1 pseudogene is annotated in these 767 nt (G+C 52.0%); it reads right to left on the bottom strand.

Annotation, left to right across the window (positions count from 1 at the left end):
- Positions 1-372: pseudogene (locus tag BSZ32_RS18840) on the bottom strand (hypothetical protein); the annotation flags it as partial.
- Positions 373-767: the final 395 nt, after the last annotated feature.

Below are 767 nucleotides of genomic sequence, written 5' to 3'. Positions count from 1 at the left end.
AATAGGAAAACGTTTGCCCGGTTTGTTGTGCCCGGCAAAGTCGTCGGAGATGCAGAGAAGCGTCTTCTTAAAATACTTCAGGTGCAGGTCGATGTGCAGTTTCTGCAGCTCTATCTTGTCCTGTTTACTGCTGGCATGGGTGTGGCCTTCGCCCCAGAGGCCGTAGGTGCCGACATCGACAAACTCAACGCTGGGATTGCCGTCGTAGCGTTTGGCATAGGCAGCTAGAAAGGTTTCAAGCTTCTTGAGGAATATCGGATCGTCGAAGAACGGATCCCACGGGCCCTTGCCTTTGGTTCTGCCTTTGCCATATTGGTAATGAGTCCCCTTGGCTCCCGCGTCTTTCACCCACTTCGGTGTGGCATAGGTCATCCAGTTCTCCGAACAGGTTATGCGCAGGGCAATCTTCTTTCCCTTTGCGATCCAGCGCTGTGCGGGGGTATCGGAAGATGGCCCAGTTATACTTGCCCTCTTCGGGTTCAAGATAGGACCAGGGAAGACGCAGGTAGACGGTTGAGACACCGGGGAAATCCTCTAGAGTATCAGAGGGTTCCAGCTTAGAGCCATAGTTTCGCGCCACGTTGGAGTAGAAGTGCATAGTCCACCCCATACCGGGGTTGATCAGAACCTTACCTGTATCCTCCGGCTTAACCGTCGTCGTGTCCTGCGCGAATACTCCAACGCTGATAAACAACCAGCATATAAAACTGTAGAATCGAATATTTCTCATGGGTTACCTTTACTGTACTGGAGTCAGGGTTGTTGCA

It is taken from the genome of Rubritalea profundi, assembly GCF_002954445.1.
Classification (GTDB): domain Bacteria; phylum Verrucomicrobiota; class Verrucomicrobiia; order Verrucomicrobiales; family Akkermansiaceae; genus Rubritalea; species Rubritalea profundi.
Note: the sequence above shows the minus strand (reverse complement) of the source record. Positions and strands in the feature narration are given on the sequence as shown.